Below are 26483 nucleotides of genomic sequence, written 5' to 3'. Positions count from 1 at the left end.
GCGTCCGGACTGATTCCAGCCCGGACGCTTTTTTGTGTTTTACTGAGTCACTGCTTCTGATTCTGCATCATTACGATAGCTCTTTGTTTTCAAGGTGAAAAATACGAGCAATCCCAATTGGGAGACGATGAATATGCTGATTAATACAATTATATCTCCTGTAATCGATCCGCCTAATGAAATAGCGTGTCGATAAGCGTCGATTGAATACGTCATCGGCAAGTATGGATGGATAGCTTGGAAAAATCCATTAGATAGCTGGATAGGGAACGTTCCAGCTGAACCACCCAATTGCAGTGTTAGCAAAATCAACATAAAGAATCTGCCCACATTGCCGAATGCCAAGGAGAAAAAGCTAATCAATCCCATAAAGGCAAACGATACAACGATCGAAATCAGGAATAATTCGGCGACGCTGCGCGGCTCTAAGCCAATTCCCCAAACCATGATGGCTGTCATGATGCCAGCCTGCAGGACAGAAACCAGCAATACGATCGAGTACTTACTAATCCACCATGCGAAACCGGATGTTGGCACTGTATGCGGCTTAAAGATCGGGAATAATAAGCAGAATATTACCGCTCCTACAAATAAAGCAACCGACATCATATATGGTGCCAGGCCATACCCGTAATTCGGAACACTTGCCACTTCATCGTTCAACAATTTAGTTGGAGATGAAAACATTTCCGCATTGCCATCACCGGTATTGGTATCCTCTATTTCATCCGCACCTTCACGCAGCTTGTCGGCGAGTTCATCAGCTCCGCCGGCCAGTTCGGAACTGCCATCTTCCAGTTGATTGGCTCCGGATTCCAATTCTTGCGATCCGCTAGCTAGATCTGTCAGTCCACCGTTCAATGACTGTAATCCTGTACGCAGTTGTGGAAGCCCATTAGCAAGGCTGTTTGCACCATTCCTTAATTCCTGGCCGTTACTTGCCAATGTTTGTGATCCTGCCTGCAACTCACTGCCTTTCGCATCCAGCTGTTCAGAACCATTCGACAACTCTCCACCCTGTTCAACGAGCTGCTCCGATCCTTCCGTCAAATTATCCGACTGACGATCAAGCTCTTCGGCACCGGAGGCAAGCTCCTCTCCATTGTCATCAAGCTGTTGGGCACCAGCTTCTAAATCATCTGAACGGGAACTTAAATCACTGGCGCCAGATTCCAAGGAGTCGGCACCTTCCCTTAGCTGGCTGACACCTGCAGTGTAGCTTTCTACACCGCTGTTTAATTGTTCAGCCCCCGTTTGCAAATCCGAAGTGCCTTCAACAAGCTTTTCAGTTTTAGTGGCGATTCTATCGAGTCCCTCATTCAAGCGGATGACACCACCCTGCAGTGTATCACTGTCAGCATCGCCGACAACTGCCTCCTCCAGCTCGTGATAACCAGTTGTGAGCTGTTTGACCCCTTCAACAGCACTTGGTTCCGTCTCGTTACCTTCCATACCGACAATCATCCTATCGATTGCTTGGGACAACTCAGCCATCTTTTCGCTCATGTCGCTAAACTGTTTGTTAACACCATCAACGATTGGTTGCATCGACTGTTCAGATTGAGTATCCTGAATTTCTCCTATCAAGGCTTGTTTATTTTCATCCTTTATATTATTACTTTCCTTAATCGTTGCTATAATTTCTGCGTCATGCTTTGCTTTTAATTTATTTATTTGCTCTTCTAAATTACCGCCGTTCTGGCTCCCTGCAGTATCATCCACCTGAGATTTCAGCTCTTTCAGGCCAGATGTAATTTCATTCAGCCCTTCAATCAATTCATCACTGTTAGAAGTTGCCCTCTCAAGTTTTTCAGCCAGCAAATTAACCTGATTTTCCAATTTCGTACTACCTGCGCTCAAATCGTTTAATCCGGTGTTCAATTGACTAACACCCGGACTCAATTTCTCTATGCCATTGGCCAATTTCTCACTGCCATTTACCAGTTCTGAACTTTGGGATGCAAGTTCGCTTGCCCCCTGTGCTTGTTGTTCGAGCCCATTCTCCAATTCCCCGACCCCGGATGTATATTGCTGCAATCCTTGATTCAACGTGTCAACGCCCGACTTGTACTGTTGCAGCCCGTTGTTCAGCGTCCCGACACCTGACGTGTAATCGTTCAACCCGTCATCAAGCTTGCCAACTCCAGCCAAATATTGGTGAACACCTTGATTAAGACCGGACACCCCATTTGTATAATCGCCGATTCCGCCATTTAACGAACGAACACCAGCAGTATATTCTTCCACTCCGCTGGCCAGTTCACTTGCTCCTTGTGCAGCTTGCCCGACATTGATCGCTATTTCTTCGACTCCGTCTTCAGCCGAATTCAATCCATTTTCAAATGTTACAATGCTGTCGGACAGTTTATTCAGGTTATCACCAAGCTCTTGGCTGCCATCCTTCATTTCATTGGCACCGTCCGCCCCTTCAGCCATTCCGTCGCCAATATCGTTCAGTTTCTCAAACATGGCATCCGCATATTCCTTGGTTACGGACTCGGCAATTTGTTTGTTGATGTCCTCAGCTGCAGAAGCACTGATTTTTTCAGCAATAAAATTTTGCCCACTATTTGTGTAGTACTCCAAATTCATCTCACGCGGGTCATCGTCCAACACGGTAGACGCATGCTGTGAAAAGTCTTGCGGAATGACAAGGACCATGTAATAATCGCCGCTCTCCAGACCATCCATCGCTGTCTGACGGTCTGTAAAATGCCAATCCAGACTGCCGTCATCCTTCAGCCGGTCTACCAGTTCTTCTCCCAGTTTCAGTTTCTCTCCTTCAAAGTCAGCTGCTACGTCTTCGTTCGCCACAGCTACCGGTAGATCTTCGATACTTCCGTACGGATCCCACATCGCATCCAAAAAGACACCGGCATATAAAAGCGGAATCATCAATAATCCGAATACCACAATCAATAGTTTCTTGCTATGGAATAGATTTTTCCATTCCGCCTTTAACATGTTCACTGCTCATTCCTCCAGTTTACGGATTGCAAGGCAAGAATGTCTTGTTTTCCCATTTCTTTATTCCAATCGACCAAACGAAAATCACTTGTCCCGATGGTTTGTTCCAAAATAGCTTCCAGTGTAACTGTCTGCAAAGTTTTCCGATAGCTCATTTGAGCCTCCAGAAATACATCGGTAAACAGCTCTTCCCCTTTGACAGCCAGTTCCGTCTCCGGGAATACACTTTGAATCAGCCCATCTACTTGCAGGAATGGATCGGTTCCTTCAATCGCATCCAGTATATCCAGCATGGTAATCTGGTCTGCCGGCCTGGCCAGCGAAAAACCGCCTTGATTGCCGGAAACCGAAGCAATTAATTGATTGACTACCAGTTTCCTCATCACTTTTTTCAAGTAGGATGGAGACACGTTAAGCCGGGCGCTGATAATATCGCTTTTCACCGGCTGTTCCTCGCTTTGGGTTGCCAATATGACCAGGATGCTCACAGCCTGCTCCACACCACTTTTAATTCTCAATGGAACACACTTCTTTCTTTGTGGTTTTCCATTGTCCATAATGGACAATGAATGTCTACAAAGAATCATACTCCTGTCGGCGCTAAAAAACAAGTGTTCAGCTTTAAGAAGATTCCGGCATTCGAAAGAAAAAATTAACTCATATAAATTACTTCGAATTGATTTCTCCTATCCGATAAAGATCCCTTTTCTCTCTCCTATTTCGATCTTCTTTATCCTAATGAAGTTCGTTTTCTTCGTTTCCCCGTCTCCTTTTCATCTTCATCACCTTTATGAAGATCTTTTCATCCATTCTCCGGCCTCATTTTGACCTTCATCACCCTCATGAAGTTCGTTTTCTTCGTTCCTCTGCTTCATTTTAATTTTCATCACCTCGACGAATATTCTTTCAACCGATACTACTCTTCCTCTCGAGCCTTTTTCAGCGCTTGAACCAGGCATAAAAAAACAGAGACCCTTTTTTATCCAGGTCTCTGTCTTACTTTTCCTTTTTTTCTGCTCCCATTTCTGTGCTCAATAGGACGATGGATTGATTGATGCGCCAAATGTAATAAAGATGGTGGATAATATCGCCATGCCCTTGCTTCCTGCTTGGCGACAAACGCTCAATCCGCACCCGTTCCGAATCAAGGGAATAAACTTCAGTATCACTGTTGTCACCTTTTATCAATTGCTCCAACGTGCGGATATTGTGACCCAGCTTAAATTCTATCTTTTGGAAATCTTCCTCAAGCTCCTTGGGATATCGGAAATTTTTCTGATACGAAGAAGCAATCAAATGCTTCGCATAATAATTGACTGCGGTAAAAACCGTAACCCAGCGTAACAGGTTGGCATTGTTGAAGGCACCGGGCCGCTGCAGGAGGGATTGTGCTTCATCCCTTACCGCCTGTAACTTCTGATCCAAATTGAAGGCATTGTCAGTAAAGCTCTTGACATCGACTTCCTGGCTGAATCTTTTCACATAATCCGTCACAAACGGGCGTAATTCATCAAGATATTCCTCAAACGATTCGGCAACCTTGTCCTTTGTTTTCTTTGGAAAAATAACGGCTGATACAACAAGGGCAATCAACGCACCGGCGATTGTATCTATCACTCTGGCACCCATTAGCTGTAAACTGATACCGCCCAGCAAAACGTCATATAGGAATGCAATCAACATGGTGATGAATAAACTCATCAAAGTATAGGATACGGAAAATAGATAAAACGCCAAAAATACAACGAGAAACAACAGCGTCACTTCTAGCACAGAATGGCCCGAAACGAGTTTTGCCAGAAAAAAGCCGATCACTGCCCCAATAACCGTGCCGAGTGAACGTTGAAATCCTTTGATATACGTCCTGCCGACAGAAGCTGTACCAAGCTGGACAATGAATGCGGTAAGCAGCACCCAGTATGGCTGGACAGGGGATATCAGGTAACCCGTGATAATGGCCAGTGTCCCTGTGACCAGCGATTGGATAGCTTTCCTTGTGGAAGGCTCCATTCCTTCTGTTTTTGCTTGGTCATCCTCTTCTTCTGATTCGTTATCCTCTTGCTCTTCCTTATTTAGGCTACGTCTTTTTTTCTGTTGCAACGATAATTGGATTGCCGCTGCCCCTTCTATCACATGATTGGCGATTGATTCGATCCGCCTGATTAAATAAATCCATCCAGCAGGCCTGGACTCTGTATCCAGCAACTCGGCCAGCATTAAACGGATCGCTTGCAACGCCCGCTCTGCCTCTTGCAGATTTTTCTCTTCATAATCCTGGGCCAACACTTCTGCATCCCGAAGCGATGTAACAATCCAGACGATCAGTTGGCGGATTTCGACTGCTTCCAACGCATCCGCTCGCTTGAGACGCTGAATCGAATCAGACAGGGTTTCGGTCAGCATTGCCGTGTCAAATACATACAGCCTTAATTGTGATGCTTTCAATCCCGGCCAAACATCCTCCACATCCTGTGCATTTAAATCTTCGGAAACGTTACGTGCATACTCACTCAGCTTTGCGACGTTTTTTTCCAGACTTTTCATCCGCTTTTCACTGGAACGATCGTCCTCAATGATGCGGATCAAGATATTGAAGGTTAGATTGGCCTGGATATGAAAGGACCGCATACTTCTCTTTAATACTTGAGCGGAATCCCTGAAAATAATAAAGTTATAAAGATAGGCAAACGTGACACCGATTGCAATGCTTAAATAAAACCAAGGAAATTGTGCCGGCGATAATTTTAAAAAGGAAGAAAAGTAAACGGTCATAAAACCGACCATGCCTAACGAAAAATAACGGCTTCCGAACTTGGAAAAGTAAAAAGCGCTGAAGATAATCAGAATCATTAAGGTGCCCACAAAGTAGGCATTGTTTGCCAGCAGGCTTCCCAGCGATATTCCGACAGCTCCTGATACTCCCAGCAAGAGTGTTGTCACCTTTTTTTGTTGTTTCGTATCATCCATCACCGTCATAATTCCAAGCATACCGAGAATACCGGCTACAAGGGCGGGAGTGAACAATCCATTTCCGCTTGCATGCAGGATAAACAGCATGGTGAACACCGAAGAAATCAGGCTAACTGTCGCTTTTCCTGCCTGCTGGAATCTTTTTCTCCCCGGATCCGAAGCCAGCAGCCTGCCAAGCCAGTGATGTTTTATATGTAGTTGCTTCATGGAAACAATCCGTCCTTTTTTCTGCTAAGTTCATTTTATCCATTAATCTTTGATATCTTTTCTATTCCCTTATGTTAAGTTGCCTACCCGTTCATTTCAACTTTTTACTCCTGGCAACTTTTTTAATTAGAATTGGATGATAAAATGATGTAAAAGGTGATCAGAGGGAGTTGAGCGAATGAAGCAAAATGAACAAGAAGAAAAAAACCTTTATTTTTATTTGGGATTAGGGTATACCGGTCTTCTTCTGACGGGGCTAGGAGCTGTAAGGTTTATTGCCGTCTATCTAGACCCGATCGGTCAATCTTTTTCCTTGTTTGGCTTCTTGATGTTATCTGCTTACATTCGCTACACAGAACGAAAGCTGGAAGTCGGCAAAAAAGCAAGATTACTGAGTAAAACAGCATTCATTTTAATATTTTTGCTGCTTGCCGTTTGGTTAAATTTTTAATCAATACGGATTATCGCGAAAAGAAACAGGGATTGATACTTCAATCCCTGTTTCTTTAGATGCCCAGCAGCCATGGGATCGCAACCGCAAGTAAAATAATCACGGCCAACGCTGTCCAGGCAAGCGGGCGCGCAAAATTGATTGTCCAGCCTACCCCGAATCTTTTTTCAAGAAATAGTGCGGGATCCTCCCGGTTAAAGTAAAATTGACCAAGTTTCCAATGCTTGTCGTCATCCCGATCAATGGTATTGCCCCGCTTGTCTGTACCCGTCTTGATCCTGCTCCCCCCTTGCCCAGTGTTAAAGGCAAGGACAATCGCTCCCGCTACCATCGCCCCTGATAATAACAACGGAACGATCGTCAATAGTTGGGTGTTTACCGGAAAAATGAAGGAAATTTGCGTAAAAGCAAACAACAACGTTAAGGCAGTGCCCGAAACAATAATATAACCTGACCAGCGCCTGCGAAAACGGATGTTTTGTTCCATGGATTTTTCGGGATTAGCTGCGTTAAGCTGTTGTTTCGCTTTGGCGATCATCGTGTTGAGGAATAAAAACAGGCTGGTTAAGTAGATTTGCATGATCGGCATCATCAACACGGAACGGTATGTTTTATCCGCCCAGTTCGTCACTTCACCCGAAAAATTATACTGCATCGGAATCCGTTCAGGAATTTGCTCATAAAAGAAAACAGTCAGCAGCAAGGTTAAAAAAGAGAGCAAGTAGGGAACTGTGAACCACCAATTCGACCATGTCACTTTCTTCTGGTCAAAGTGGAGGTCTACGGTCACCTGCTGCCGTCTTTGCTCTGTCCACTTGTTTTCTGCCTTGAGTTTTTTCATTTTTTTGTGGAAAACAAGATAGACGAAGAAAGAAACAACCGAATAACCAACAAGCCCACAAGCAATAGCTAAACTTACTTGTTCTTCCCCTTCGAGTGACTGAATAATAGCGAAGCTTCCAGCCATGACCAGGACACTAATGATTCCAGTTGCATAGACATAGGACCGTCGCATTTTTTTTAATCTTGGGTCCTGATAAATATCTTCCGGAATAAAAACACCAAAGCTTTCTGTTTTTCTCGTTAAATAAGGTGTAAACATGACAACAATAAAAATCGGAAGTAAACAGACCACAAAAATGCCGGCAATAATCAAAGTATCCATTAATTCTCATCCCCTTCTCCTGTTAATTGTTCAAATAATTGACGACAAAAGGAAGTGAACTCCGCTTCCGACATCCCTCTGCATGCGGATTCTGCAATTAGCGGCCGAAGTGAACGGGTGAGTTTCTCCTCGTATTCCCCATCCACTGACGGTATTTCCGGATTGATCACCACGCCTTTTTGCCGATGGATCAATATTAACCCTTCTTGTTTTAGCTGCTGATAAGCTTTGTTCACGGTGTGCAAGTTAATTCCTAAATCGGCTGCGAATCTACGGACAGACGGTAGTCCATCCCCCGGTTTAAGCTCCTTTCTGGCAATTCGAATCATAATCTGGTTCTTCAGCTGTTCATAAATTGGCTCATTGGCCTGTAAATCGATGTTGATCAACACAATTGATTCACTTCCTCCTCATGTGTTAACTGTTATATTTATAGTATAACAGTTAACACATGAGGATTCCATTGTTTTTTAAGGCAATTTTTTAAATGGGCGTTGCTTTCCGTGTAAAAAACACAAATTCTGCAGGAGTGGAGTGTTTGTCCTCATTCTTTCCAAATAAAATTATTCACCCTTTAAAATAATAAAAAAACCGAACGAGTTCGAAAGTTGTCGATTTCGAATCATCGTCGGTTTTTCTTTTGACCATTATGCTTTTGTTCCAGCCACCTTCCTATAAGGTCGACTTAATCTTCAGCCACGGGCGTGACGCTCTCCATTCAACCTCGACCGGAACTTGAAACGTCTCCGTCAACAACGGATCTGTCAGTGTTTTTTCTTTTTCACCGGCAGCAACTACTTTCCCGTGATTAATCAGTAATGCATGCGTGACAGCCGGAATTACTTCCTCCAGCTGGTGCGTAACATATAGCAGTGTCGGTCCACCCTTCTGGACGGCCATCTTCTGAATGGTAGTTAGTAATTGTTCTTTTGCATAAATATCTAAGCCGTTACACGGTTCATCTAAAATAAGGATTTCCGGATCTGGCATCAAAGCACGGGCAATAATGACCCGGCGTTTTTCTCCTTGAGACAATTTCACGAATGGACGATTTGCGAAGTCGGCCATCTGCATTTCCTCCAGCAATCTTTCCGCCCGAAAGACATCTTGATCATCAACCGTCTCATAAATACCAATCGAAGCGTGCTTTCCACTGATTACTACTTCCAACGCTGTATCACTTGCTCTTTTAAGGAACTGTTCGTCGAGCGAAGAGCTTACCCAACCAATGGATTTTCGAAGTTCCGGCAAGTTCGTCCTGCCAAATCGGTTTCCCAAAACATCAACAGTACCTTTAGTGGGCCACTCGTAACCTGTCACGATTTTCAATAAAGAAGTTTTCCCCGAGCCGTTTAATCCCAAGATCACCCAGTGTTCTCCTCGAGACACCCGCCAATCCACTTTTTGTAAGATGTTTCTACTGTCTCGTTGAAAGGTGACTTGTTTCGCTTCGATAATCTCTTTCTGCATCATTTCACTTCCCGTTCTGCTTCTTTTTCTATTTTACTTCCCACGCTGCACAATTATCTTTCATCATAGACCGATACCTGTTGGTTTTCAACAAGAAAACTGAATATTCTAAAACAATTTGACCACTTTCAGTCCAAAATGGTCCTTTAGACCTATATCCATTCTTGAAGTGTCCATGATATACTTAATTCAATTATTGTTGTTCGGTATGATTGTAATGAAAGAAGAAAAAGCTTTTAAGCGATTATCGTCTTGAATGATTTTATAGAGCAAGAATAGTAATATATTGTGCTAAAAGCACGTGGAGGAATTTTTTTATGACTAACGGTACAGTAAAATGGTTTAACGCAGACAAAGGTTTCGGTTTCATTGAAGTAGAAGGCGGAGACGACGTATTCGTTCACTTCTCAGCTATTCAAGGCGAAGGCTTCAAAACATTGGATGAAGGTCAAGCAGTTACTTTCGACGTTGAAGAAGGCAACCGCGGACCTCAAGCTGCTAATGTTGAAAAAGCGTAACTAGTCTAACAAAAGGCTTTCCTATCACAGGAAAGCCTTTTTTGTGTTTCCAAAACTACCTGGAAAGCTTTGAATTAACTGGTTAAACGGTGGTTTGACTCCATCTGAAATTGGATACGATAAACCTAGCAACTCGACTATACGCTTGGAGGGTTTTACATGAATAGTTCCGATAACACCATCTTAATAACTGGCGGCTCATCCGGCATCGGGCTGGCCTTGGCTGCACGTTTCCTGGATGACAACAATAACGTCATCATCGTTGGCAGGAATAAAACGAAGCTGGAAGAAGCAAAACAAAAATACCCGCAGCTGCATATCCGTGTATGCGATATTGCTGATGAAGCGGACCGAATTGCCCTGTTTAAATCGGTCAAGAAAGAATTTCCGGCTGTTAATATCTTGGTCAATAATGCGGGCATTCAACAAAGAGCGAATATTTTACAGGCTGCGGACCATTGGGCCGATTATCGAAAGGAAATCTCCATCAACGTAGATGGCCCTATCCATTTATCCATGCTGTTTGCTCCCCATCTGGCAAAACAGGAAAATGCGGCGATTATCAATGTAAGTTCCGGTTTGGCATTCACGCCTGGAGTATGGGTGCCTGTGTACAGTGCCACGAAAGCGGCCATTCATTCCTTTACCATGTCGCTTCGACTGCAGCTGGCGGAAACGGGCACAGAGGTCATAGAAGTTCTTCCTCCAGCCGTCAACACAGATTTAGGTGGAGAAGGACTCCATACATTTGGTGCCGATTTGAACAAATTTGCGGATTCCGTGTACAGCAGAATCAAACAAGGCGATCTAGAAATCGGATTCGGCGCTTCCGAAAAAAGACTGCGAGCCTCCCGCGAAGAGTTAGAGGAAGGCACAAAACAAGCTTGGGAAAACTTTTTGAAGAACAATCCAGACTTTCTATAATAGATTACCGCCGGAAACTTTTCCGGCGGTTTTTTATAGGAACTCCATGAACGTACGCAGCGAATACAGCGTATTTCCATCCCTGCCTGTTACGGTTTCGGCTGTTATCATCGAATTGAGTACTGCTTCTTCTGTTGCATCTGCGGCGGCAAGGAACGCCAGGTCGATATCCTCTTCATGAATAGCTCTAAAACGGCTAATTTGTCCATCAGAATGGTGAGGGACTTGATTGGCTGTAGAAAATCCAAAGATGACATCACCGCTGCCATTGCCTATATAGGAGCCACAACGGCTCAACCCAACCCCTGCTCTTTTAATGATTCGTTTCAGCTGGCGTGAAGATACCGGCAAATCGGTTGCAACCACAACAATCACCGAACCTTTATCCGGTTCATGGGAATGATCTGCCAACCTTTGTTTAATGACATGTCCTGCTCGCTTTTCGTTCACCCGTAACTGCTCCAAAGAACCAAAATTGGTGAGTGTCAGTACGCCAATTGTGTAGGAACCATGTGAATAAGAAATCACTCTGGAAGAAGAACCGATTCCCCCTTTTAATCCGAAGCACTTCATTCCCGTTCCCGCACCGACTCCTCCCTCGTGAAAATCGGTTACAGCAGAAGTCAACGCTTCTCTGACGTGACTACTTTGGACTGCCCTGGCTCGAATGTCATTCAGATACATATCGTTGCATTCCCCGACAACCGGATTCACTGTCCCGGTCGTCCTCCCGATTTCCGGGTTTTGTTCCAGCATATAATCGATCAAGCTATCGGTACAAGTCCCAATGCTTAATGTGTTGGTCAACAGGATGGGCGTTTCGATGGCACCCAGCTCTTCTAGCTGAATCGTTCCCACCGACTTGCCAAAACCATTGAGCACATGGACAGCACCAACTACTTTGTTGATAAATACATTTCCCTGATGCGGAAGGATAGCTGTCACCCCGGTCTTTAACGGACCGTCATCAATGGTTGCATGGCCTGCCGTCACCCCGCTCACATCACTGATTTTATTCAGGCGGCCTGTTTCCAGGCTGCCGATTTCAAGGCCAAAATCCCTGATTCTTTTCTGCATGGGGACTGTCCCTCCTCTTTCCTTAAGTGCTTCTTATTTTACTGGAATCCAGACTTCTGAATAAATGTCGGGGCTGGCTGGATCTTCACTGGAATACACCTCTAATTCCGGAGTTCCAGCATGACTGTAACCGCTGGTCGGAAACCATTCAGTAAAAATGCGCTTCCATAACTTCTGTATCGCATCCGGCACCGGCCCCCGAGCTTCGAAAACCGCCCACCTTGAAGCAGGAATGTTCATTTGCTCGAGTTCTTGAGGAGGATCACCATTAAATGCGGTTGCCACCCAATAATCAATTGTCTGCTTATCATTTTTATGATCAACACAAACACCAAGCACCCCTTTTATCGGACCGTTATTCAAACGGAACAGTTGATCATCTGTCCCATCGTTATTCACCTGATCCCACCATTTCGGTATTTCCTTTATGTTTTCATCATTGGTAAGAGAAAAGGACCGTTTCATACCTGCTACTTGAAAATCTTCCATTTCGACAATACGATATTTCATCGGATCTGCTCCTTTCAACTGCACCTGGATGGTCAGTCGATTATAGAATGTCAGCATTCCGGAAAGCTTTCTCGATTCGCTCGGTGAAATGCCATGCTGTCTTCGGAAAGCCTTCGCAAAAGCCTCGGGAGTGTCGTAGCCATACTTATAGGCGAGATCGATCACCTTGATGCTGGTTTGCATCAATTCCTGAGCGGCCAATGTCAAGCGCCGGCGCCGTATATATTCACCAACAGATATGTCTGTCAAAATGGTGAATGTCCGCTGAAAATGGAAAGTGGATACATGTGCCTGTTTGGCAACATCCTGTAAGCTGATCGGTTCCAGCAAATGGGCTTCCATATAATCAATCGCCCGTTGTATCGATTCTACCCATGCCATGGCGCTCACCCCTTGCCTTTTATACTAACAACCAGACAAACAATCATCCTGTCATTCTATGCTGTGCTATGGCAGTATCCTCTTTTTTCATTATAGATGAAAAACAGGCATGTTTTTTTAAAAAATCGAATTTTGCTATCCCGTCTTGTGAAACCAAAGTACGATTGCAACGTAATAATTAATAAAAAAAGAAAGGGTGGAATGCATTGAAGAGAAAAGTCACGATTTTTACGATTGTTTCAGCTTTGCTTTACGGATTGGTCATCATTTTGACAACGCTGACACCACTAGCAGAAATAGGTGAAAGCGCTAATCAGTTCAATACTGCTGGCATGTGGCTTGCGGTTAGCATAGTCCTTGCCTGTTACTTCGTGCCGTTACTCTTTTTTCTGCTTGGGTTAACATGGATAAAATATGTAATGGCCGCATTATGCGGGATAGGATTACTCAGTTTTTTACCGATGTTTTTAGGAATTTTACTTTTCATGGCAAAAGATGGGGTTTCTTTATCACTGTTTGCTGTGTTGGTTACTTGCGGGGCCGGCATCCTCATCAACCTCATGTGGTACTTTGCAGCTTTTCGAACAAATCGCTTAATAAGCTAAAAGAAAAAGAGCAGGAACTCCTGCTCTTATCTCTTATTTAGATACTCCGTTAAATAAGTTAAAAAGTGCTTTGCCCGCATCTCGTTCGTATGATTCTGATGAATAAAATCATACCCATTTTGCGCAATTTGATTTCGCTGCTCCTCATTATTTAAATAATACACAGCTTTTTCATAAATCTCTTTCGTGTTACAGGCAACGTAGTGGACACCGTCTTGAAAGCCCAATTCCGTGATTTCCTGGTTGGGTTCTGCCAACAGCAAGGTTTTGCATCCCAGTGCTTCAAAATATTTCAACACGGCGAAGGCCCCACTGGAATTCCGGCTTCCACAGGTAAAAAATATTTTTGCCCGGTTCAGTTCCCTGGCATACTTCTCATTAACATACATTTCTTCTGAGTACGGAACTTTATGACCTGGGTGAGGATGGAAAACAAAACCCGGGACATCCTTCATCGTATTCAGCACTGCTTCTCGAAAAGCATAGCGTCCCTTTTCTGCTACCTGTTTCGGAGGATTCTGTTCATCTTCATAATATAACAGTCCCATTAAGAGATAATCGATATCCTTTTCCATGTTCCAGTCCTTGATGATTTCCGGATTGATCGACCATGGCAGCCAGCGCAGTTTATCCTTGTATTGCGGAAATACTTTTAGAAATGGGTTTTTACTGACAGAAAAAATCAGGTCCACCTTATTTTTTTCGATATATTGAATCCTTTTCGTTTTAGAAAAATGTAAGTCAATTACAAAACAAGCCTTGGGAATGTCTATATCAGCCAAACCGGTTATGACAGGGGCGAGTCCATTTCTCCAGGCAATATCATAATGAAAAATAAAATCTGGTTCTAGTTGTAATTCAGTTAAAATATCGTGAATATTTCCGTCTTCATACCAGTAATGCACTTCTGCGAATTCCTCAATGGCACGCAACATGTCTATTTTCGGTCTATGCTTGGGAAAATCCATCCAAAACCGTCTTACCAGAATCAAAATCTTCAGTTTCTGTTCCACTTGAAACGTTCACCCCCAATAATGGACACTCATTTCCTTTTCTATCCCATTGCCATATATATATGTGCAAGATTTGCAAAAGGACTAGATGGCTATCATAAAGTAGAGGAAAATAGATGGTTGGTACCAAGACAAAAAAAGAGACCTCCCAAATAGTTAGGTCAGCCTCTTCTTCCTATATTTCGATGTTAATCATTGTTTGGCGGTTCTTTGCGCTCTTCTCCATTTTTTCCTTCAAATCGTAGTCCCCAACCCGTCAATGCCGCTACCAGCATCACGATAACGAGAAACCAACCTTGGAAAACAAACGGGAATACAGACGTCGGCTCTACAACCGGCAGCCAATCGTACGTATCCTGCATCATTTGAATCGTCGACCAACCCAATAATACCGGAGCTCCCCAAGGGAAGATATATCCTAGGGCAGAAGTGACCGCATCCAGCATATTTGCCCTCCGATAGCGATGAATACGGTATTTATCGCCCAGTTCCTTTACAAACGGAGCAGCGGCAATCTCCGCAGCTGTATTGATGGTGATCGCACTATTCAACAAAGCAACGATCGACCAAATGGCAAATTCAGCTTTTCGGATCGATGTCTTAATCCATTTGACTAAAGCATCGGTGATGACATTCATGGTACCACCTAAGCGAAGTAAATGAGCAGCTCCAACTATCAGTAAAATTAATATGGCCATGTTGATATAACCTGTAATCCCATTGATAAGGGCACCTTCTACAATAGCGTCCGAATCCGGATTAAAGCGGATGATATCGCTGAAAGCCCCTAAGTTCAGGAACACAATCAATGGAATAGAGACAATGATCCCCCATGTTAACGATGTAATTAGATGATGTCCGGATAAAGCAAGAATTAAAACGAGAGCAAACGGAATCAACATCAACAGTCCTTTGGGGTCGGCTGAATCAAGCATAGCCGTACGGGCCGACTCATCAGCAGAAACTGCTTCTCCTCCTCCAAATATCGCAAACAGCAATGTAGTTGGAATAGCTGCCATGATCGCGTATTTGAACCGGCTGCGTACGACTCCCGGCACATCGGCATTCTGTGTCGTAGCGGAGACGATTGTCGTGTCCGAAACAGGCGCTAAATTATCACCGAATACGGCGCCGGCTAAAATAGCTGCAAAAAGCATGACGGGGTCTGCCTCGGTTGCGATTCCAGCAGGATACATAAGCGTACAGAAAGCTACTGTAGTACCATATCCCGTTCCGACAGCAGTGGAAAAGACGGCTGCGAGCAAGAAGGTCAAAGCGACAAAGAGCCCTCCTGTCAGGCCGGTAATCGCTCCGATCCACACCAGCCCCTCGACCAAGCCGCCGGTTTGTAAAACTTGGGCAAACATCCCGGCGTAAAACCAGGCTACCATGGCGATGACGCCAATTGGCTGGGCAAGACCGTCGAATAACCCTTGTGCATAGTCCTCCCATCTACTCTTACTGAATAACAGCCCCAGTGTTAAACCGATAACAGCTCCCATGACCAATCCAATTTCCGATGACAGCTGCAGAACACTGGTTGTTATTGCCCAGATTACAAAAAACAATAAAGGGACAGCCGCGCCAAAAGCTCCTCCCCGGAACTCCAGTTTTGTGATGTCCTTGCTGCCTGTAGCACGGGCCAGATCTTCCGTATCCTTTGTCATATTCCCCCACCTCAATTCCAAAAAATAAAAACACCATACAGATAAACCATGTTTATACAGCACATTTTATCATATCGGTTTTTATTTGCGGAATAGAAGAAATTATTTCCTGAAAACGAGTCGTTGGGCCTATAATACTCGACTTGGAGAGCATGATGGAATTTCCTCGCCGCAGGGATACACTTTAACTGACACATTTAAATAATATCAAGAGGGCGGGGGAAGAATGTTCTATTAATGATTAAGCTCCTTCGATCATATCCCGCCTATTATAACCAAGGTAACCAATGATCACCAGTGCGATGCTAATCAGAGTTAATACGATGAAAATGGGAGCGTCAAAATCTTCCATTGGCATTCGGGGAATCCAGCTTTGAATGGCTGTTTTGGAAAACCATTCTGGTAAATCTAAGATACCGCCAAAGTAGTTCAGTAGAAAGGAGTACCCTAGATATACATAAACCACTTTACCTAGCTTTGGCGCCCAGCCGAGTGCTAAGGTTGCAAGACCAGTTAAAAATAATACCGACGGTAAGAAGTTGTAGCCAGCGGCAAGAAAATCAACGATATCCATTGTGGAGCTACCCCCCATAGCTGTGATAGCTGTGCCGCCAAGACCACCTGCGGCTAATAAAATTCCTACAAAACCTGCAATAATCGCTAAACCAATACTGGTCCAATAAAATTGGCCACGGGTCACTTTTGTAGCGTAAAGTTGACTTAAGTGCAAGCGGCTTTCTTCAGAGAAGAGTTTGTTGACAATGGCAATTGGTAAAATGGAAACCAAACCAGTCATGACCATCATAATTGTTCCTGTGAATGATTCTTCAATGGAAACGCTTGAATGCGTAAACATTTGTTTCATCATTTCGTTACTTTCAAGAAAGGTCTGCATGTCTCCATAAATCGAACCATAGGCAGCACCCATTACAACAAAAGCAATCATCCAACCTATTATGACACCTTTGTTAATCTTGATAAATAAGCCACGAACAGACAATAAAGACTTCTTTGCCCTTTCTCGACCTTCTCTTTCAGGAAGATAGCCAGCCCCCATATCGCGGGCTCCTTCAAGGGCAAAAGCAATCGTCACCACGGTGATACTGAAAATCAAGGCACAGATAAGAAGGGACCAGTTATTTTCAGTAAAAGGATACGTTAAATACGTCCAACCCAATGGATTGATCATGGATAAGCCGACATTGGAGACATCTGTCCCCGCCCGGACAATATAAAGCAGTCCGATAATTCCAAGTGCTGAACCTGTTGCAGCCGATGAAGTTGACATGATTTGTGCCATAACCAGCGCAATCCCAGCACCGATCACCCCAGCCATTCCAATCGATGCACCAAATAAAAAGGAACCTTCGGCAGAAATCGTATCAGCACCGAAACTCATCATTACTCCCCAAATAAAGAGTGTTAATAAGACGTTAATGATAACTGTCTCTGAAATGACAGCAAGAGAGTTTGCTTGTCGTCCTATTTGAAATGAGCGCACAAGTTCAGTGAGGCCAAGATCTTCCTCTTTACGCGTATGGCTTATCACGTGTAAAACAGCTATAATCATCGCAAACAAACCACAGAACAGCACCATTTCCTGCGCATACATCGCACCTAACGTATAATCAGCTGCCGTTTCGATTGGCGTAGGACCGACCATGGATATCATAGCAGGATTTTGCAAGGTTTCATACATTCCCAGCAAGCCTTGCCCTTTGGTTATTTCTTCAAAAGCTGGAACATAAGCAGCTGAAAACAAGCCAAGGCCTAAAACCCAAACAATTATTTTTTTCCAATCTCGTTTTAGATACTGAACAAACAGGATATCCCAGCGGGAAAATTTTTCCTTCATCTTGTACATCCTCCTTTTCAAACGCTTAGCCTTCATAATGGCGCATGAACAAATCCTCAAGCGTTGGCGGTACAGATTCAAATTTCTTGACACCTAATTTGCTTGCTTCCATTAAAATCTCGTTGAGATATTGATTATCCGCAGAGAATGTCGCTTGGTTATCTGTTTGTTTGAAATCAAATACTCCATTCACAGTGGTCATTTCCGCCACATCGCCTTCTGTTTCTAAAGTTACAGTAGAACGAGCCAAATGACGTAAATCATCAAGGGTTCCAGTTTCGACAATTTCTCCTTGGCGGATGATGACCACCTTATCGGCCAAGCGTTCCACTTCACTCAAAATATGAGAGGATAGCAGGATGGATTTACCTGATTCTTTGATTTTTTCTACTTCTTCTTGAAAAATTGCTTCCATCAAAGGGTCAAGTCCAGAAGTTGGCTCATCAAAAATATATAAATCGGAATCAACAGACAATGCTGCAATCAAACCGACCTTTTGACGATTTCCTTTCGAATATCCTTTGGCTTTTTTCTTGGGGTCCAATTCAAAGCGTTTAATCAGGTAATCTCGTTTTTGTTTATCTCCGCCTCCATGCAATTTAAGAAAAAGATCAATAATCTCGCCACCTGTTAGACTTCCCCACAAGGAGACATCTCCAGGAACATAAGAAATTCGTTTGTGAATGTCTAGGCTGTCTTTCCAAACGTCTTTACCGAATATTTCCACATTGCCGGCATCTCGCTTTATAATTCCCAATAGAGTCCGGATAGTTGTAGATTTACCAGCCCCATTCGGGCCAATAAAACCGACGACTTCCCCTGGCTCCACCGTAAACGTCACATCTTTTAGTGCTTGAAATTTACCGAAATTTTTTTGTAAGCCGTGCACTTTAACAACTTCCGTCATAACGCCGACACTCCTTTTTTATTTTTTATCATTTGTAAAAACTATGCCTCAGAATTTCAGAATAACGCTTCCACTCTTTAAGATATTGCTCTCCAAATTCCCCCATATCTTCAAAGCTGTCTATTTGTTGGAGTCCTTTTTCTCCGAATCCGAGCATCGTCCATTTTAAGATTTCTATCGCCTTTTCGATATCAACCCCTTCACGGAACTTGGAGTAATCAATACCATCATATATTTTTTCAAAGCCTTGCTCATAGATACGTTCAATCTGTTGCTTTAAAGTATCCTTTACTTCATCTGATTCTTCTTGAATGGAAGATGCCAGGAAATCAAATACATGAGGAATTTTTTGATGGATATATAACTTCTGTAACCCTATATTCTCGATTCTTTTAAAAAGATCCGTTTCGTTCAGATCAATTTGTTCATAAAGTTGTTCAATCACTTGAATACTGTATTCAAGTAAAAATAAATAAAGATCTTTCTTACTATTAAAATAGTTAAATAAGGACCCTTTAGAGATATTTGCTTCTTTTACAATTTCGTTTGTGGATGCTTTTTCAAAACCGTTTCGGACGAATTCCTTTATTGCAGCGTTAATAATTCGCTCTTGTTTTTCTGATTTTAATTGTTTAAAGTTCGCGTAAATAGTCGTATCCTCCTTTGATCCACGAATTGACCACAATGGTCAATTTTGACTTTATCATTAATGACCATTGTGGTCAATAAAAGATAAAATTGGTCGGTGTAAAAATACATCCCTAGATATCCTCAGTAGCTTTCCTTATCCATTTAGTAGGAGGTACCGACTTTTTAGCATGGAGGGGAAGAAGAAAGTAACAGGGACATAACAACCAAGTAGCTTTATAAAAACTACTTTCTAAATCAACATTTCATGACAAACACAAAAAATCCATTTTGAATAAAGGTTGATCAAAATGGATTCTTTATCGGACAATCTAAGTTTGGTTTTATAATAAAGTTTTGAGCATTTTTATATCGTTATTGCTCCACAACGTTTCCATTAGCTGAAGAAGTTTATATATAATAACCCCTTATATTAATTAAAAGTTATCTTGCACAAACCCTAATTCATTTCCATCTATATCAAATATAGTAAACTTTCTACTTCCATAGGCAGTAGTAAATAATACTTCTAAAACTTCAACTTTATCTTTTAATTCTTCCCACAGACCATCCAAATCATCAACATAGAAATTAAAGCGAACAGGTGATGGATGATTTTCATGCTCCATTAAACAAAACATTGCTCCACCTTCGTGCTCCAAAATGTACATAATTAGGTTTTTCCGGAGGCCATGAAGCTGATGTGCCTTTGAAACTTAGTTTTACAACCCCCTTCTTCCCCCGCAACACCGTCTCCCACTTGACCTCATGCCCTTTCCCCCCTAAATCCTCGCCTTTCAATTTAACTAAGTTTTACAAAGAAATCCGCTATTTCCTGACGTTTTCTCACGCTTTTTTCTCCTGCTTGGATGGCTTTAATCCCTTGCGTCATCTATCTTTCCAGGCTTTCACCCAATAAAAAAAGAACCGAGAAGGCGTACCAACGGTACGCTCCCAATTCTGATTAAAGTGATACATAAAGCCCGATACATACCTGCCTCCGCTTCCCCTTCTTTGTAAAACTTACTTACATCTTGTAAGAAGCGTTTCATTTTTGAAAGGGAGAGTAACGGGGAGACAATTCTCTCATTTAGTTAAAGGTTTGTAATACAGTACCTTTTCCATTCTCGACTTCTATTTCAGAGAATGCTCCATTTATAAAAGTAATTTGTGGTGGTACATGACCACAATCAATATCGTATATTATAGGAATCTGGAGTTCATCAGAAAGCTCTTTATAAACATCGTCAACTGTATAATTTGTGACAGGTGTATTAGCTGAACTCCTTCCAAACATAATACCATTACAATTATTAAACCAACCAGCCAATTTCATTTGTATTAGAGATCTACGTAAGTCAGTGGTCGATAACTCACAATTTTCGAAAAACCATATAACAGAATCTCCTGCAATATAGTTATTTTTAAAATACTGTACATCCCCGTATGGAGTACCAATTAAATGTCTTATCGTATCAATACATCCACCAAGTAATCTTCCCCTAACCTTAACTTTATGATTTGCAGTTGACTTCCAGTAAGTATTCTCTGTTAGATTAAAAATATGAGGAGTGGGTTTATCAAATTGCCATTCTTTTTGATATTTTTCTGATGAATGTTGTAGAATTGATTTTCCTTTTTGGGTGGATAAAACATATTGCCACATTGCAGTCGTATCATCAGAATAATCCCCTCTTAAATCTACTAAATTTGTTCCATGAGCAGTAGCTATACCTGTATTTAACGTAATAGCTAACAATAGTAAACTAATGTCAGAATAGCCCAAGACCCATTTGTTCTGTATATTTTTAAAATCGATATATTCAAGTGTTTCAATAAGTAGTTGTCCACCCCAGGGAGGAATAATAATGTTAATATCTTCTTTAAACATCATATCATTAAATTCTTCTGCACGTTTTTTTGCAGATGCAGACTTTGCCTTATCCTGAGTCCAAGGAGTATCACCACATTCAATGTTAAAACCCTTCTTTTCCATACTTTTAAATGCTGAATTAAGCAATTCATGTAATTCTCTTGGCACTCCTGATGATGGTGCAGTTACTCCTATAGTCATACCTTTTTCTAAGAATGGATATTGGATCAATTTTATGCCTCCCATTTTTAAATATTAGGTAAAGAGAATTTACTAATAACCTACTTCGTTTGTATAAGTACCCATACACAAATTATAGGTCTTATGGTATTCCAATAAATTTTATTGCTTACATTACTTTGCTTTCTCTCTTAAACCTTACTGCCTTTTCCTTCCCTCTTTTGCTGATTTAACAGGGCTATCATCATTCTTATAAATGGGACTGCTTGGGAATTCTTTTCCACCTTGGATTCTATCCAATCGATTTCATCACTCAATAATTTAATTAAGTAATGCACTTCCTTATTATGGGAATTAGGTGTTATATGCATGAAAATCGTTTTTACCTTATTCAGCTGAATAGGAGGTAATTGTGATTCCAGACTTTTTAATCCTAATTGAGCTTTTTTCGGGTCTATATCTATGTAACAACACTTTAGATAGGTTGACTATAACGTGTTGCAACATCTCCACTACCCATAAGTCATTTCCTCTTTGTTTTGCCTTATTATATTGAAATAGATACCAAGCTACATCATAAGCACAACCGCTAAACTCTTCTAAGGAAAGAAACAAATTTTGAGTGGATTGAAATTTAGTTAGCCGACCTTCTGGATCATATAACACTTGGAAAAAATCCTTTTCTTTGAAACTCTTTTCTGTAACAGTAAATAAATCTGCATGGAGAAGGTTGTCAAAGACTGCTATTATTTGAGGTGCGATGATAAAAAAATCTTCATAAAACAATATCTTTCTATAAGACTCTAAATGCATTAATCGTTGCGTCAAAAATTTCTCTTCATCTTCTTCATCTACCAAGCAGTAAAGGTCTACATCCGAATATTCATCATATTCCCCTCTTCCCATTGAGCCTTTTAAGAAGATTGCCTTTACAAGTTTATCTTTCATTAAACTTTGTGAAATGACCTTAACAGCATCTTCCTGCTTCATCAATACCCTCCTAACCTAAAAATAAATATTACGCCATTGTATTCCTTTTACTTAGAATAATCAATATCTATTTATCTTAGAAAGGAAATTAGTTTTACAAAACTTCACCCACGCTTTTCTAACTTTTTCATCCTATTGTTCTCCATTTAAAACTTTCCTCCCTACTCCCACATGCTATTTAGGTATTTCATTCATAAAAAAGAACCGAGATGACGTACCAACGGTACGCTCCCGATTCTGATTGGATTATTACATAAAGACCGATACATAAGTGCCTCCGCTTTCCCTTCTTTGTAAAACTAAGTTACAGATTGTAAGACTTAGTTACATCTTGTAAAAGGGAGTTACGGGGAGACAAAGCAAGGACTTGTTCCTGTTTTTATTACTCCACTGTCACACTCTTCGCCAAGTTACGCGGCTTATCAACATCACAGTCACGGTGCAGCGCAGCATAATAAGCAAGCAGCTGCATTGGAACGACGCTTACCAGCGGTGTCAGCAGCTCATGAACATGAGGGAGAACCAAGGTGTCGCCTTCCTGCTCCAAACCTTTCATACTGATGACACAGGTTTTCGCTCCGCGTGCCGCAACTTCCTGGACGTTGCCCCGGATAGATAAATTGACACTTTCCTGGGTTGCCAGCGCAATGACTGGAGTGCCTTCTTCGATTAACGCAATCGTTCCATGCTTCAGTTCACCGCCGGCGAAGCCTTCCGCTTGAATATAGGAAATTTCCTTCAGTTTCAGGGACGCTTCCTGAACGACGAAGTAGTCAAGTCCTCTGCCAATATAAAACGCATTGCGTGTCTCTGTAAAAAAGTCTCTGGCAATTTCTTCGATTATTTCTTTTTGATCGGTCAACCCTTCCATCGCGTTGGCCACGATAGCCAGTTCTTGAAGTGGATTGAAGTCAAAAGATAACCCTTTCGCTTTGGCTGTATCCACTGCCAAAATGGCGAGCACTGCAATCTGTGCTGTATATGCTTTGGTTGAGGCCACGGCGATTTCAGGTCCTGCATGTAAATGCAGGGTATAGTCTGCTTCACGAGAAAGGGTGGAACCCGGAACGTTTGTCAACGTAAGAGACGGGTGTCCTAATTCTTTGATTTTTACTAGTACAGAACGGCTGTCAGCTGTTTCGCCGCTCTGTGAAATAAATACAAACAAAGGCTTTTCTGATAGTAACGGCATGTTGTAAGAAAATTCACTGGCAATATGCACTTCCACTGGAACATTGGCGATGTTCTCTAAGAACTGTTTTCCTACGAGTCCCGCATGGAAGCTGGTACCTGCCGCAATGATATAGACTCGGTCGGTCTCAAGCATTGCCTGACGCACCTGTCCATCCAGTTTGATTTCATCGTTTTCATCCTGGTATTCCTGAATGATTTTCCGCATCACAAACGGCTGTTCATCGATTTCCTTTAACATAAAATGAGGGTATGTCCCTTTTTCTATATCCGTCGCATCGATTTCAACCGTAAACGGTTCCCGCTCTACGACAGTACCGTCCAGCTTTTGCAATTCCACGTTGTCCCTGGACACAATGATGATTTCTTTGTCTTCCAGCTCCATATAACGATCCGTCACTTGCAACGTAGCCATCGAGTCACTGGCTACCACATTGAAACCATCGCCAAGCCCCACCAATAACGGACTTTTGTTTTTTGCAACATAGATGGTATCTTGATCTTCAGCATCGATTAAAGCAACTGCATACGAGCCTTTCAACAAAGCAATCGCTTCGCGAAAAGCCTGGACGACATCGCCAAGCTCTTGGTAAAGTTTTTCAATCAACTGAACGATGATTTCTGTATCTGTCTCGCTATGAAGCGTGACATCACTCAAAAACTCATTGCGGACATCTTTATAGTTTTCTATTACGCCATTGTGGACAATGGTAAAGCGTTGCGTGGTGCTTTGATGCGGGTGGGCATTTTCTTCACTGGGAGCACCATGTGTTGCCCAGCGGGTATGACCAATACCCATCGTAGCAAAGCGATCATCTGTTTCCACCTTTGAGCGTAAAGCCGCTATCCGGCCTTTTACCTTGAACAAATTGATGCCATCATCGTTCAATGTAGCGATTCCCGCAGAATCGTATCCGCGGTATTCCAGTTTTTCCAAGCCGTTTAAAAGTACTTCCTTCGTATCGTTGTTTCCAATATAACCTACAATTCCACACATATCGTTGTTATCCTCCTTGAGTGCAAGGGGCAAACAAACGACCAGCAGAAAAAGTCACCTGCAGACATTGCCGATTTTTGCGCAAAGCAAAAAGCTGCAATGTCCACCAGGAAGACTGTTTCCTCTATAATTTTCAGGGGCGTTTCGTTTGCCCCTTTCCCGTAAAATGATTAATGGTATCATCTTGTTTTTGTCCTTGTACAAAGAGTCGCCTCTTTGGTTTCGGAAGCAAAAACATGACGGTTGAGATGTGTGCAACCGGGAGGCATCCGCCGAACTGCTCGATAAACCTCCTCCTCGTCAACTATTTTCCTCCGTCCGGAAAATAGCCCAGGCGCTTTTATAAACCTTTACATCGATCCTCCTTCCTTTTTGAATGAAGCATCCATGCCCTAACTGTTTAACCGGTCATTTAACTGGTTAAACCTTTAAAGCAGAATACACTTTATTTTACTGCAAAAAAATCAGACTGGCAATAGTTCTTTCTGTCCGGACATAATAAAATATGCATAAAACGGAATAGAAGTGCCGTTTTATGCATATCCATTTTTTTAGAAATTAACTATTCCCGCAAACCGAGCAGTTCGTCGATCACGTTTGCAACACGATCAGCGTATTTTTCACAATCTTCTTTGGTCGGTGCCTCTACCATGACGCGTACCAACGGTTCGGTACCGGATGGGCGAACCAACACCCGGCCATTGCTGCCAAGTTCTTCTTCCACTTTTTCAATGGCATCCTGGATGGTGGAATTGACCAACGCCTCATTTTTATCGACTACTTTAACGTTTTTCAATACCTGCGGGAATTTTTCCATTTCCGAAGCCAGTTCAGATAAAGGCTTGCCCGTTTCCTTCAAGACGTTGACAAGCTGCAACGCAGTCAGCATCCCGTCGCCGGTTGTATTGTAGTCAAGAAAGATAATGTGCCCGGACTGCTCCCCGCCGAGGTTGTAGCCGCCTTTGCGCATTTCTTCCATGACATATCGATCACCGACCGCTGTTTTGTCACTTTTCATTCCGTGTTTTTCCAATGCTTTATAAAAACCGATATTGCTCATTATTGTCGAAACAACCGTGTTATGACGCAGTAAGCCCTTGTCATTAAAATACTTACCGCATATATACATAATCTGATCACCATCGATAATATTTCCCAGTTCATCGACAGCAATCAAGCGGTCGCCGTCACCGTCAAAAGCAAGCCCGATATCCGCTTGTTTTTCCAATACGAAATCGCGCAGCGTTTCAGGATGGGTAGAACCGACCCCGTCGTTTATATTTAATCCGTCCGGTGACGTACCGATGGATGAAATGTCCGCCTCCAAATCGGCAAACAGATGGGAAGCCAGTGATGAAGTAGCACCGTGGGCGCAATCCAAAGCAATATGAAGCCCGTCAAAATCATTATCTACCGACTGTTTCAAATACTGAATATACTTCTGACCGCCTTCAAAATAATCATTGACTTGGCCAATATCCCCTCCGACCGGGCGCGGCAAATCGTCTTCATCGCGGTCCATCAGTGACTCGATTTCCTGCTCTTGTTCGTCTGAAAGCTTGAAGCCGTCAGGACTGAAGAATTTGATGCCATTATCCTCCACTGGATTATGAGATGCAGAAATCATCACACCTGCTTCCGCGCTGAGTGCTTTTGTTAAAAAGGCAACGCCGGGAGTTGAAATAACACCAAGGCGCATCACCTCTGCCCCAATCGATAAAAGACCAGCAGACAGTGCGTTCTCCAACATATTACCGGAAACTCTTGTATCGCGGCCAATCAAAATCTTTGGCCTGCTCGTTCCTTTTGTCAGAACATAACCGCCAAAGCGGCCCAATTTAAAAGCAAGTTCTGGTGTGAGTTCTTTGTTTGCTATCCCTCTGACTCCATCTGTTCCGAAATATTTTCCCATGATGCACCTCTCCTTTATTCCTTCAC

At 42.6% G+C, this 26483-nt stretch carries 22 protein-coding genes; 4 read left to right on the top strand and 18 right to left on the bottom strand.

The window, feature by feature from the left end; all coding sequences use genetic code 11:
• Positions 1-39 precede the first annotated feature (39 nt).
• The 3 genes from ERJ70_RS00590 to ERJ70_RS00580 form a co-directional block, all read right to left on the bottom strand.
• Positions 40-2964, bottom strand: coding sequence for a YhgE/Pip domain-containing protein (locus ERJ70_RS00590; protein ID WP_245208170.1), 2925 nt, complete (start codon positions 2962-2964; stop codon positions 40-42).
• A gap of 2 nt (positions 2965-2966) precedes the next feature.
• Complete coding sequence (locus ERJ70_RS00585; protein ID WP_209366475.1) at positions 2967-3485, bottom strand: RrF2 family transcriptional regulator; 519 nt, start codon at positions 3483-3485, stop codon at positions 2967-2969.
• A gap of 478 nt (positions 3486-3963) precedes the next feature.
• Positions 3964-6144, bottom strand: coding sequence for an FUSC family protein (locus tag ERJ70_RS00580; RefSeq protein ID WP_209366474.1), 2181 nt, complete (start codon positions 6142-6144; stop codon positions 3964-3966).
• Positions 6145-6322: 178 nt separating this feature from the next.
• On the opposite strand from ERJ70_RS00580, the gene ERJ70_RS00575 reads away from it, so the two are divergent.
• Complete coding sequence (locus ERJ70_RS00575; protein WP_209366473.1) at positions 6323-6595, top strand: hypothetical protein; 273 nt, start codon at positions 6323-6325, stop codon at positions 6593-6595.
• Between the two features lie 55 nt (positions 6596-6650).
• Here ERJ70_RS00575 and ERJ70_RS00570 read toward each other — a convergent pair whose 3' ends face one another.
• From ERJ70_RS00570 to ERJ70_RS00560, 3 genes are all read right to left on the bottom strand, one after another.
• Positions 6651-7760 (bottom strand): DUF1648 domain-containing protein, encoded by a 1110-nt coding sequence (locus ERJ70_RS00570; protein WP_209366472.1) that lies wholly within the window; start codon positions 7758-7760, stop codon positions 6651-6653.
• Positions 7760-8152: a GntR family transcriptional regulator gene (locus tag ERJ70_RS00565; protein ID WP_209366471.1), complete on the bottom strand. Its 393-nt coding sequence runs from the start codon at positions 8150-8152 to the stop codon at positions 7760-7762. Before ERJ70_RS00565 ends, ERJ70_RS00570 begins: the two co-directional genes overlap by 1 nt.
• A gap of 280 nt (positions 8153-8432) precedes the next feature.
• Positions 8433-9233 (bottom strand): ABC transporter ATP-binding protein, encoded by an 801-nt coding sequence (locus tag ERJ70_RS00560; RefSeq protein ID WP_245208077.1) that lies wholly within the window; start codon positions 9231-9233, stop codon positions 8433-8435.
• Positions 9234-9547: 314 nt separating this feature from the next.
• On the opposite strand from ERJ70_RS00560, the gene ERJ70_RS00555 reads away from it, so the two are divergent.
• Together ERJ70_RS00555 and ERJ70_RS00550 are read left to right on the top strand one after the other, a co-directional pair.
• Complete coding sequence (locus ERJ70_RS00555) at positions 9548-9748, top strand: cold-shock protein (protein WP_074600775.1); 201 nt, start codon at positions 9548-9550, stop codon at positions 9746-9748.
• Positions 9749-9907: 159 nt separating this feature from the next.
• On the top strand, positions 9908-10672 hold the full coding sequence (locus ERJ70_RS00550) for an SDR family oxidoreductase (protein ID WP_209366470.1): 765 nt from the start codon (positions 9908-9910) through the stop codon (positions 10670-10672).
• Positions 10673-10705: 33 nt separating this feature from the next.
• Here the strand turns inward: ERJ70_RS00550 and ERJ70_RS00545 are convergent, their stop codons facing one another.
• Positions 10706-11749 (bottom strand): DmpA family aminopeptidase, encoded by a 1044-nt coding sequence (locus ERJ70_RS00545; RefSeq protein ID WP_209366469.1) that lies wholly within the window; start codon positions 11747-11749, stop codon positions 10706-10708.
• A gap of 33 nt (positions 11750-11782) precedes the next feature.
• The gene (locus ERJ70_RS00540; protein WP_209366468.1) at positions 11783-12640 is read right to left on the bottom strand and encodes an AraC family transcriptional regulator; all 858 of its coding nucleotides are present in this window, start codon (positions 12638-12640) and stop codon (positions 11783-11785) included.
• Positions 12641-12846: 206 nt separating this feature from the next.
• Between ERJ70_RS00540 and ERJ70_RS00535 the strand changes: the two genes are divergently transcribed.
• A complete protein-coding gene (locus tag ERJ70_RS00535) occupies positions 12847-13245 on the top strand; it encodes a DUF5391 family protein (RefSeq protein ID WP_209366467.1) in 399 nt (132 codons plus the stop codon).
• Positions 13246-13271: 26 nt separating this feature from the next.
• On the opposite strand, the gene ERJ70_RS00530 is transcribed toward ERJ70_RS00535, so the two are convergent.
• The 10 genes from ERJ70_RS00530 to glmM form a co-directional block, all read right to left on the bottom strand.
• Entirely contained in the window at positions 13272-14258 is a 987-nt protein-coding gene (locus ERJ70_RS00530; RefSeq protein ID WP_209366466.1) for a glycosyltransferase family protein, read from the bottom strand.
• A gap of 188 nt (positions 14259-14446) precedes the next feature.
• On the bottom strand, positions 14447-15925 hold the full coding sequence (locus tag ERJ70_RS00525) for a Na+/H+ antiporter NhaC family protein (protein ID WP_209366465.1): 1479 nt from the start codon (positions 15923-15925) through the stop codon (positions 14447-14449).
• Between the two features lie 241 nt (positions 15926-16166).
• On the bottom strand, positions 16167-17780 hold the full coding sequence (locus ERJ70_RS00520; protein WP_209366464.1) for an ABC transporter permease: 1614 nt from the start codon (positions 17778-17780) through the stop codon (positions 16167-16169).
• Between the two features lie 25 nt (positions 17781-17805).
• Positions 17806-18687, bottom strand: a complete 882-nt coding sequence (locus tag ERJ70_RS00515) for an ABC transporter ATP-binding protein (protein WP_209366463.1) — start codon at positions 18685-18687, stop codon at positions 17806-17808.
• Between the two features lie 28 nt (positions 18688-18715).
• On the bottom strand, positions 18716-19372 hold the full coding sequence (locus ERJ70_RS00510; RefSeq protein ID WP_245208076.1) for a TetR/AcrR family transcriptional regulator: 657 nt from the start codon (positions 19370-19372) through the stop codon (positions 18716-18718).
• Positions 19373-19751: 379 nt separating this feature from the next.
• Complete coding sequence (locus ERJ70_RS00505; protein WP_374099744.1) at positions 19752-19985, bottom strand: VOC family protein; 234 nt, start codon at positions 19983-19985, stop codon at positions 19752-19754.
• Between the two features lie 419 nt (positions 19986-20404).
• Entirely contained in the window at positions 20405-21418 is a 1014-nt protein-coding gene (locus ERJ70_RS00500) for a S66 family peptidase (protein WP_209366461.1), read from the bottom strand.
• Positions 21419-21754: 336 nt separating this feature from the next.
• A complete protein-coding gene (locus ERJ70_RS00495) occupies positions 21755-22357 on the bottom strand; it encodes a nucleotidyltransferase domain-containing protein (RefSeq protein WP_245208075.1) in 603 nt (200 codons plus the stop codon).
• A gap of 382 nt (positions 22358-22739) precedes the next feature.
• Positions 22740-24545 (bottom strand): glutamine--fructose-6-phosphate transaminase (isomerizing), encoded by a 1806-nt coding sequence (glmS, locus tag ERJ70_RS00490; protein WP_209366460.1) that lies wholly within the window; start codon positions 24543-24545, stop codon positions 22740-22742.
• Positions 24546-25107: 562 nt separating this feature from the next.
• A complete protein-coding gene (glmM, locus tag ERJ70_RS00485) occupies positions 25108-26457 on the bottom strand; it encodes a phosphoglucosamine mutase (protein ID WP_209366459.1) in 1350 nt (449 codons plus the stop codon).
• Positions 26458-26483: the final 26 nt, after the last annotated feature.

Source organism: Sediminibacillus dalangtanensis, from assembly GCF_017792025.1.
In the GTDB taxonomy this organism is placed as follows: Bacteria; Bacillota; Bacilli; order Bacillales; family Amphibacillaceae; genus Sediminibacillus; species Sediminibacillus dalangtanensis.
The sequence above is the reverse complement of the archived record's forward strand: the minus strand, read 5'-3'. Positions and strand labels throughout refer to the sequence as shown.

What these genes read in the sequence shown, in the direction of transcription:
- ERJ70_RS00590 (WP_245208170.1), bottom strand. Translation starts at nt 2,964, where the DNA reads ATGTTAAAGGCGGAATGGAAAAATCTATTCCATAGCAAGAAACTATTG.
- ERJ70_RS00580 (WP_209366474.1), bottom strand. Translation starts at nt 6,144, where the DNA reads ATGAAGCAACTACATATAAAACATCACTGGCTTGGCAGGCTGCTGGCT.
- ERJ70_RS00575 (WP_209366473.1), top strand. Translation starts at nt 6,323, where the DNA reads ATGAAGCAAAATGAACAAGAAGAAAAAAACCTTTATTTTTATTTGGGA.
- ERJ70_RS00570 (WP_209366472.1), bottom strand. Translation starts at nt 7,760, where the DNA reads ATGGATACTTTGATTATTGCCGGCATTTTTGTGGTCTGTTTACTTCCG.
- ERJ70_RS00560 (WP_245208077.1), bottom strand. Translation starts at nt 9,233, where the DNA reads ATGATGCAGAAAGAGATTATCGAAGCGAAACAAGTCACCTTTCAACGA.
- ERJ70_RS00555 (WP_074600775.1), top strand. Translation starts at nt 9,548, where the DNA reads ATGACTAACGGTACAGTAAAATGGTTTAACGCAGACAAAGGTTTCGGT.
- ERJ70_RS00550 (WP_209366470.1), top strand. Translation starts at nt 9,908, where the DNA reads ATGAATAGTTCCGATAACACCATCTTAATAACTGGCGGCTCATCCGGC.
- ERJ70_RS00545 (WP_209366469.1), bottom strand. Translation starts at nt 11,749, where the DNA reads ATGCAGAAAAGAATCAGGGATTTTGGCCTTGAAATCGGCAGCCTGGAA.
- ERJ70_RS00540 (WP_209366468.1), bottom strand. Translation starts at nt 12,640, where the DNA reads ATGGCATGGGTAGAATCGATACAACGGGCGATTGATTATATGGAAGCC.
- ERJ70_RS00525 (WP_209366465.1), bottom strand. Translation starts at nt 15,925, where the DNA reads ATGACAAAGGATACGGAAGATCTGGCCCGTGCTACAGGCAGCAAGGAC.
- ERJ70_RS00520 (WP_209366464.1), bottom strand. Translation starts at nt 17,780, where the DNA reads ATGAAGGAAAAATTTTCCCGCTGGGATATCCTGTTTGTTCAGTATCTA.
- ERJ70_RS00515 (WP_209366463.1), bottom strand. Translation starts at nt 18,687, where the DNA reads ATGACGGAAGTTGTTAAAGTGCACGGCTTACAAAAAAATTTCGGTAAA.
- ERJ70_RS00505 (WP_374099744.1), bottom strand. Translation starts at nt 19,985, where the DNA reads ATGTACATTTTGGAGCACGAAGGTGGAGCAATGTTTTGTTTAATGGAG.
- ERJ70_RS00495 (WP_245208075.1), bottom strand. Translation starts at nt 22,357, where the DNA reads ATGAAGCAGGAAGATGCTGTTAAGGTCATTTCACAAAGTTTAATGAAA.
- glmS (WP_209366460.1), bottom strand. Translation starts at nt 24,545, where the DNA reads ATGTGTGGAATTGTAGGTTATATTGGAAACAACGATACGAAGGAAGTA.
- glmM (WP_209366459.1), bottom strand. Translation starts at nt 26,457, where the DNA reads ATGGGAAAATATTTCGGAACAGATGGAGTCAGAGGGATAGCAAACAAA.